The organism is Pseudomonas sp. P5_A12 (genome assembly GCF_056400685.1).
Genome location: NZ_JBFUKU010000244.1, coordinates 1 through 7,850 on the forward strand (window position 1 = coordinate 1; position 7,850 = coordinate 7,850).

Annotated in this window: 8 protein-coding genes and 2 pseudogenes; 1 reads left to right on the forward strand and 9 read right to left on the reverse strand. The window is 57.8% G+C overall.

Annotation, left to right across the window (positions count from 1 at the left end; translation table 11 throughout):
- Window positions 1-88, forward strand: a pseudogene (gene trpA / locus AC1DSG_RS23950) (tryptophan synthase subunit alpha); the annotation flags it as partial.
- A gap of 95 nt (window positions 89-183) precedes the next feature.
- On the opposite strand, the gene AC1DSG_RS23955 reads toward trpA, so the two are convergent.
- The 9 genes and pseudogenes from AC1DSG_RS23955 to AC1DSG_RS23995 form a co-directional block, all read right to left on the reverse strand.
- Window positions 184-2,109, reverse strand: a complete 1,926-nt coding sequence (locus AC1DSG_RS23955) for a DUF7844 domain-containing protein (protein ID WP_477793108.1) — start codon at window positions 2,107-2,109, stop codon at window positions 184-186.
- 32 nt (window positions 2,110-2,141) lie between these two features.
- Entirely contained in the window at window positions 2,142-2,462 is a 321-nt protein-coding gene (locus AC1DSG_RS23960) for a DUF2388 domain-containing protein (protein WP_477793109.1), read from the reverse strand.
- Window positions 2,463-2,489: 27 nt separating this feature from the next.
- A complete protein-coding gene (locus tag AC1DSG_RS23965) occupies window positions 2,490-2,807 on the reverse strand; it encodes a DUF2388 domain-containing protein (RefSeq protein ID WP_477793110.1) in 318 nt (105 codons plus the stop codon).
- 107 nt (window positions 2,808-2,914) lie between these two features.
- On the reverse strand, window positions 2,915-3,232 hold the full coding sequence (locus AC1DSG_RS23970; protein ID WP_477793111.1) for a DUF2388 domain-containing protein: 318 nt from the start codon (window positions 3,230-3,232) through the stop codon (window positions 2,915-2,917).
- A gap of 352 nt (window positions 3,233-3,584) precedes the next feature.
- Window positions 3,585-3,800, reverse strand: coding sequence for a DUF1127 domain-containing protein (locus AC1DSG_RS23975; RefSeq protein ID WP_477793112.1), 216 nt, complete (start codon window positions 3,798-3,800; stop codon window positions 3,585-3,587).
- A gap of 319 nt (window positions 3,801-4,119) precedes the next feature.
- Complete coding sequence (locus AC1DSG_RS23980) at window positions 4,120-5,613, reverse strand: acetyl-CoA hydrolase/transferase family protein (protein ID WP_477793113.1); 1,494 nt, start codon at window positions 5,611-5,613, stop codon at window positions 4,120-4,122.
- A 213-nt stretch (window positions 5,614-5,826) separates the two neighbouring features.
- Window positions 5,827-7,260 (reverse strand): NAD(P)(+) transhydrogenase (Re/Si-specific) subunit beta, encoded by a 1,434-nt coding sequence (locus AC1DSG_RS23985; RefSeq protein ID WP_477793114.1) that lies wholly within the window; start codon window positions 7,258-7,260, stop codon window positions 5,827-5,829.
- Window positions 7,260-7,583: an NAD(P) transhydrogenase subunit alpha part 2 gene (locus tag AC1DSG_RS23990; RefSeq protein WP_007947884.1), complete on the reverse strand. Its 324-nt coding sequence runs from the start codon at window positions 7,581-7,583 to the stop codon at window positions 7,260-7,262. The genes AC1DSG_RS23985 and AC1DSG_RS23990 overlap by 1 nt, the downstream gene beginning before the upstream one ends.
- 15 nt (window positions 7,584-7,598) lie before the next feature.
- A pseudogene (locus AC1DSG_RS23995) lies at window positions 7,599-7,850 on the reverse strand (NAD(P)(+) transhydrogenase (Re/Si-specific) subunit alpha); the annotation flags it as partial.

The following is a 7,850-nucleotide window of genomic DNA, read 5'->3' on the forward strand; positions in this document are numbered from 1 at the left end:
CGCTACGACGCCGGATCAGGCGATTGATGGCGTACTGAGCCTTTGTGCTGCGCTGGCAGAAGGCGTGCGCCAAGCGCGGGTCAGCTGAAGGTAAAGTTCGTGTTGCAGAGGTATTAGAGCCTCGCGGCACAGAGTAAGCAGCGAGAAAAAGGGCTTCAGAACTGTGTTCTGAAGCCCTTTTTTCTATGGCAGTTCCAACCCGCCGGCTGCTTTGTGCAGCTTCCTTAAATGCTCGCCAACCTGCTTCAGATTGGCTTCATTGGCGGCCATTTCGGCCGCGCGATCCGGTTCGAGCAACGCTCGCACTTCCTTGTCCAGATCCCCTGTCAGCGCCAGCAATTGTTTTTGGCGCAGGCTGCTCTCCGACTCCAGGCGTTGCCACTCACTGGGTTGGGGCAATCCGTAACCTCCGCTGCCGAGCAGTTCAGCCGGACGGCTAAGGTAGCCGCTATTGGCGAGAATCTGTTGCAAGGTCGCATCAGCCTTGTCCATTCCGCCGTTTTTCAGCTCCCGAGCGCCGAGGTAGCGCTGCTTGACTTCGTCCTGGGCCAGCAGCATTTGTTGGCGGAAGGCTGCCTGCTCCAACAGGAGCAATGCGGCACTGGCGCGCAGGTCTGCCTGTTCGAACCATTGCCGGCGCTCTACGGCTTTCAATGCCAGCCAGTCTTCGACTTTGTCCTGCTTGATTGGCACGCGCTTTTTCAGCACGTCGAACATGGCCTGATAACGGTCGCGGAAGGAATCGAATCGATAGCCCAGCCGGAGCGCTTCCCGCGGATCGTCCAGCACGCTGGTATCTGCCAGTCCGCGACCCTTGAGCACTGCCAGCAGGCCGTTCGGCATGATGTTATCCAGCCCGACCAGTTGTGGATGGTTGGTGGAGCTGCGTAGCAGTTTAAGGTCTTCCACCGCACAGTTGTTCGACAGGAAAAAGTAGTTGCCGTCGTAACTCCAGTGCATCTCGGCGGCATGTTCCACGATACCTTCGATCTCGCTGCGCGACAGGTTCAGCGGCACCGAGGCCACACTGCGCAGTTCAGTCTTGGTGTATTCGTCGATGACCTGGGAGAGCGGAAGGACAAACAGACGCGAGGGGTATTTACCGACGAGTCCGCCCCAACTCGAAAGCTGCACGTCACCGACAAAGGCGCGGTAAGACAAGGCCAGATGCTGGTCAAGATCGAGACGGCAGTCAGGGCCCCGTGGTCGACCTGGCGCACAGATGACCAGCCGCAACATGCTGTGGCCCCAGCGACTGACCCAGTTCTGATTGGCTTCGGCCAGCAGATAGTCGATGGCGTAGACCCGTTCCGGATCGACCTGCCCCAGGGGTTGCTTGGCGAAGTCATTGCCGGCGTTGAGAAAGGCGACGGTTTTGGCGCAGGTGTCTTTGGTTGCCGGTGCCCAGCCAAAGTGTTCCTGGTAGTAGCGATACAGCGCTGGACGACGGCAGGCGTAGCTCGGGTCGAGGAGGAAATACTCCATATTGACCGCAACGAACTCTTTCGGATTGCTCGTTTCGTAAATGTCCGGGCTGCGGGCGATCTGTCGGTTGTGCTGTTCACGCTCGCCGCGACGGCCGACATATTGTGGCCAGCCAGCAAGGTCGAGCAGACGCGGATCGTCACTGAGGGTAAAGCGTCGATCGGTCTGGCCGCGGCACTGATCGGGAATCCCCACCAGTCCCGAACTGCTGCTGCGCCGGGTACAGTGTTGAATCAGTTTGCGCTCATCATCGGGCCAAAGGCGCGAGCGATCATAGATGTGGGTCAGTTCGTGCAGCACCGTGGCGAGCATTTCGCGGCGGACAGTGCCATGAGGGCGATGGGTCTTCTTGCTCGCAGCACTGCCGTCGGTGAGGCTGGCGAGCAGGTTACGGTTCAAGTCGAGTTCGGACACCAGCGACGCCTGGCCGTAAGCGTTGCTCGGCATGTCGTCGGTCCAGCCGACATCAATACGTCGGTCCAATTGCTCGATGAACCGGGGCGGCAACGCCTGCATGGCTTCATCGAGCAATGCCTGACTGGCTTGCTGTTGAGCTGGGCTAAGACCTTCAGTCTTGAGCCGTAATTGCAGGCTGGCTTGGGCCGTGCTGCCGAACAGCATCATGACCCCGGCCAGTAGCAGGGCGGCTGACGGCCTCACAGTGCGAGGATAGCTTCGGCGAGTACCTGATCACTGGCATCTCGGGCTTCCGGCACGCGATCGCGCAGGGTATTGAACGCTGCTTCGAGGTGCGCGCCGCGGATATCGCCATCGCTGGCCACGAAACTCGCTGCATCGTCCTGGGCTTCGCGAATGATCTTTGAGTCACGGATGGACGTGGTGGTATCAGAGGTGAAATCAAGCGTGCGCTGGGTTGCGCGAATGAGGATGTTACTGGTGGCAACCAGGGTATGGGCCTGGGCCACATTGGCCAACAACAGCAGGCCAAGGGTGGCAGCAATCAGCGGGTTACGCATGGAACGACTCCGGGGAAACAGGGATAACTATTGGACGAGAATTGCTTGTGCCAGTTCAAGGTCGCTTGCATGAAGTTTTGGCTGGGTATGGCGCAGATAAATCAGGGCGGACTCCAGCTGTGCTGCACGCAATTGGCCCTCGCTGGCAATGAATGCCGCGGCATCATCGTGAGCGGCGAGCAGCAGTTTACGGTCGAAGGGCGCGGAGGTCACCAGACTGGAGCCATAACCACTGGCTACAGTGCCTTGAGTAGAAAGATTAAACGCATCGAAGGCATGGGCCGAGCCCGACCAGCAGGCTACAAGAATCAGGGGAGTGATCAACAGCTGTGGATGAAAACGCATGAGGCTCGATTGCTGAAAACGGGTCACAAGGCTAGCGTAACGTCCGGTATAGAGCCAGTGCCGAAACATGGGGACACGTGGGGCGTGTCCCGCGTCAAGGCTTTCGCTTAGATGGTCAGAATTGCCTGCGCCAGCTGTGCATCTGTTGCATTCAACTGTGGAGCCTGGTGGCGAATGTGATCAAGGGCACTTTCGAGTTTTACCCCGCGGATGGCCCCTTCGCTGGCAACGAAGCTGGCGGCATCATCACGGGCAGCCAGGACAATCTTGTCGTCCTTAAACGAAGACGTGATGTTGGAAGTAGCATCCGACGTGGCTTTGAATGCTTTGACGACGGCATCGGTGGTCACGATAAAACTGGTGGCGTGGGAATTGGCAGCCACGGCAAGCAGGACTGCAGCGCTGAGTAGACGAAGTCGGGACATAGGGTAACTCCTTTGGATCAATCGATTGTGAGGTGGTGAGGTAGCTGCTGGATCAGACTCCGCTCGCCACGTTCTGGTTTGATATTAGGCCTGCTTTTATTCTTTCGCACTGTCCGGTCTGTTCAGGCAGTGATCGTCTTGGTCATTCATTGCGACGCAGGCACACTCCGTTGAAAGTGTACTGTGCAAATGTTGAATGTTGTGAACTGTATCTGTTTGCAGTCTTGACTGTTGTTTTCGGGAGATAAGCACGAAAACGACAAAGCCCGTCGTGATTTCCCACGACGGGCTCTGTTTTTTCAATCTGGATTGCTGGCAGTGGACCCGGAAGGTCAGGGCCAGCGACGCTAACTTAGCGCCAGAACGGCTTGCTCAGCTCTTCGTAACGCTGTGCTTCGCTAATCCCTGCGTCAGCCAGCAGACGCGAATCCAGGCGAGCCAATTGGTGGCGGCTGGAGATGCGGCGCTGCCACAGCATCAGGTTGGCGATAACGCGCAGTGGCATGGAAGCCTGGGTTTTTGCAGCAGTGTCTTCGAAGAACAGGTCGGAACTGAGTRTACGTTCCATGATTGACATCCTTCCGCTTGTGGCGGGATTAGGTAGTGGTTTAACTGGTGCCCATGATCCTCTCGTTTGCCTAGTCTCTGTAGATACAGTTCACCTGTATTGTGAGGGACCAGTTAACTGTTAATAGAGGGTGTACTGGTCTAAATTGAGGCAACTGTACCTGTCTGCACTCATATGGTGCGATTTCCTTCATTCGACTGGAAAAGGTAGGTTGTTTCGGTAGGAAATGACCGGTACAGCAGTACAGTTTTAAACAGATTTTTACCTGGCAACAGCAGACTGACGAAACTGTGTTTGCATCAGCCGCCATCTGTATCAATTACATCTTGAGCATGCGCCCAGTTTCTTCCAGGTTTATATGCCAGCTCAGCGCATCACGCAGGATATGCGGCGTGTGCCCGCCAATCGCGCAAGCTGCGGTGAAATAGTCGTCCAACGCCTGGCGATAGTCCGGGTGCACACAGTTATCGATGACGACCCGCGCGCGCTCGCGGGGTGCCAGCCCGCGCAGGTCCGCCAAACCGATCTCGGTAACGAGGATGTCGACGTCATGCTCTGTGTGATCAACGTGGCTAACCATGGGTACAACGCTGGAGATCGCGCCGCCCTTGGCGATTGATTTGGTGACGAAGACGGATAAATGCGCATTGCGCGCAAAGTCGCCCGAGCCGCCAATGCCGTTCATCATCCGTGTGCCGCAGACATGGGTAGAGTTGACGTTGCCGTAGAGGTCGAACTCCAACGCTGTGTTGATGCCGATGATGCCCAGTCGACGCACCACTTCAGGATGGTTGGAGATTTCCTGTGGGCGCAGGACCAATTTGTCCTTGTAGYGCTCCAGGTTGCCAAACACATCGGCGTTGCGACGGCTCGATAGTGTGATTGAACTGCCCGATGCAAAACCCAGCTTGCCGGCGTCGATCAGGTCGAAGGTCGAGTCCTGTAGTACTTCGGAGTACATAGTCAGGTCTTCAAACGGCGAGTCAAGCAGGCCGCACATCACTGAGTTGGCAATGTTACCAATACCGGCCTGCAGCGGGCCGAGCTTGTTGGTCATGCGCCCGGCTGCCACTTCCTGCTTGAAGAAGTTGATCAGGTGGTCGGCAATCGCCTGGGTTTCGGCGTCCGGTGGCAATACGGTGGACGGCGAGTCCGATTGATTGGTGATCACGATCGCGACGATCTTCTCCGGCGGGATCGGGATGGCGGTGCTGCCAATGCGGTCATCGACCTTCACCAGCGGAATCGGCGTCCGTGTTGGACGGTACGTCGGGATATAGATGTCGTGCAGACCTTCGAGATTCGGGTTGTGCGCCATGTTGATCTCGACGATCACGTGCTTGGCGAAAATCGCGAAGCTGGCCGAGTTACCGACCGAGGTGGTCGGCACGATATGACCCTGTTCGGTGATCGCCACCGCTTCAATCACTGCGAGGTCCGGCAGTTTGAGTTGCTGGTTGCGCAGTTGCTCCACGGTTTCCGAGAGATGCTGGTCGATGAACATCACCTCGCCCGCATTAATAGCCTTGCGCAGTGTACTGTCCACCTGGAATGGCATGCGTCGTGACAGTACGCCGGCTTCGGTGAGCTGTTTGTCGAGGTCGTTGCCCAGGCTGGCGCCGGTCATCAGGGTGATTTTCAGCGGCGAGACCTTCGCGCGCTCGGCCAGTGCCTGGGGGACGGCTTTGGCTTCGCCGGCGCGGGTGAAGCCGCTCATACCGACGGTCATGCCGTCCTCAATCAGAGYGGCGGCGTCGGCGGCGCTCATCACTTTATCCAACAAGGAAGGCAGGCGAATACGGTCACGGTACATGGGTTGTTATCTCGGGCAACGGGTAGCAGGGCGTGCAGTCTAGTGAATTACACCAACTTCTGTCCCGCTACCAAGGTCGCAAATAAGGCGTCTATTCCGGGCTTTTCGAGCAAAACACCATTACCGGATCGGTAACAAAAGCGTAGTTTGTCTGACGATTTTCGCAAACAAAAACGCCCCGACGAGTCGGGGCGTTCTGTGTGCCGCTGAGGGTTACTCGACGGCTTTAACCATATCTTCGATGACCTTCTTGGCGTCGCCGAAAACCATCATGGTCTTGTCCAGGTAGAACAGTTCGTTGTCCAGACCGGCATAGCCGCTGGCCATCGAGCGCTTATTGACGATGATGGTCTTGGCCTTGAACGCTTCCAGAATCGGCATGCCGGCAATCGGCGATTTCGGATCGTTCTTCGCGGCCGGGTTGACCACGTCGTTGGCGCCCAGCACCAGCACCACGTCGGCTTGGCCGAACTCGGAGTTGATGTCTTCCATCTCGAACACCTGGTCGTAAGGCACTTCGGCCTCGGCGAGCAATACGTTCATGTGGCCAGGCATCCGACCGGCAACCGGGTGGATCGCGTACTTCACGGTCACGCCGCGATGGGTCAGCTTCTCGGTCAGTTCTTTCAGCGCGTGCTGCGCCCGTGCAACCGCCAGGCCATAGCCCGGAACGATGATCACGGTATCGGCGTTGGTCAGCAGGAACGTCGCGTCGTCAGCCGAACCGGATTTGACCGGGCGTGCTTCCTGGGCGCCGGCTGGACCTGCATCGGCTGTGTTGCCGAAACCGCCGAGTAGCACATTAAAGAAGGAACGGTTCATCGCCTTGCACATGATGTACGAGAGGATTGCACCGCTTGAGCCCACCAGCGAACCGGCAATGATCAGCATCGAGTTGTTCAGCGAGAATCCGATACCCGCCGCGGCCCAACCGGAGTAGCTATTGAGCATCGACACGACGACCGGCATGTCTGCGCCGCCAATCGGGATGATGATCAGCACGCCCATCACGAAGGCCAGGGCCAGCATCAGAGAGAAAGCGGCGAGGTTGCCAGTCAGCATGAAGGTGATGCCAAGCGCCAGGGTTGCAACACCCAACAGCAGGTTCAGCTTGTGCTGGCCGCTGAACTGCACTGGTGCGCCCTGGAACAGACGGAACTTGTACTTGCCCGACAGCTTGCCGAAAGCGATCACCGAACCGGAGAACGTAATCGCACCGATGGCGGCACCGAGGAACAGCTCCAGACGGTTACCCGCCGGAATCGCATCGCCCAGCTGCTTGACGATGCCCAGAGATTGCGGCTCGACCACTGCGGCGATGGCGATGAACACCGCAGCCATACCGATCATGCTGTGCATGAAGGCGACCAGTTCCGGCATCTTGGTCATTTCAACGCGCTTGGCCATGATCGAACCGGCGGTGCCGCCGACCAGCAAACCAACGATAACGTAACCGATGCCGGCGGTGGCCAGCTCAGCGCCCAGCTTATAGATGAGGCCTACGGTGGTGAGGATCGCCAACGCCATGCCGAGCATGCCGTATAAATTGCCGCGCCGGGACGTGGTTGGGTGTGACAGGCCTTTAAGGGCCTGGATGAAGCAGATCGACGCGATCAAGTAGAGCGTCGTGACAAGGTTCATGCTCATTACTTGGGCGCCTCTTCTTTTACGACTTTCGGGGCTTTTTTCTTGAACATCTCAAGCATCCTGCGGGTGACCAGGAAGCCACCAAATACGTTTACCGCCGCCAAGGCCACCGCCAGGGTGCCCATGGTTTTGCCCAGAGGCGTGACGGTCAGCGCCGCTGCCAGCATGGCGCCAACGATGACGATTGCCGAGATGGCGTTGGTCACCGCCATCAACGGCGTGTGCAGTGCAGGTGTAACGTTCCAGACCACGTGATAACCGACATAAATCGCCAGCACGAAGATGATCAGGTTGTAGATACCGGGGGAGATAAGCTCTTCCATCGTCTGAATCCCTGCTTAGGCGTTTTTGCGGATGACTTGGCCGTCGCGGCACATCAGGCACGCGGCGACGATGTCGTCTTCTAGGTTCACTTCAAACTGGCCTTCTTTGTTGAAGACCAGCTTCAGGAAGTCCAGCAGGTTGCGTGCGTACAGCGCTGATGCGTCTGCCGCCACTTCACCGGCCAGGTTGGTCGGACCGCAAATGGTTACGCCATTCTCGACCACCACCTGATCCGCCACGGTCAGCGGGCAGTTGCCGCCCTGAGC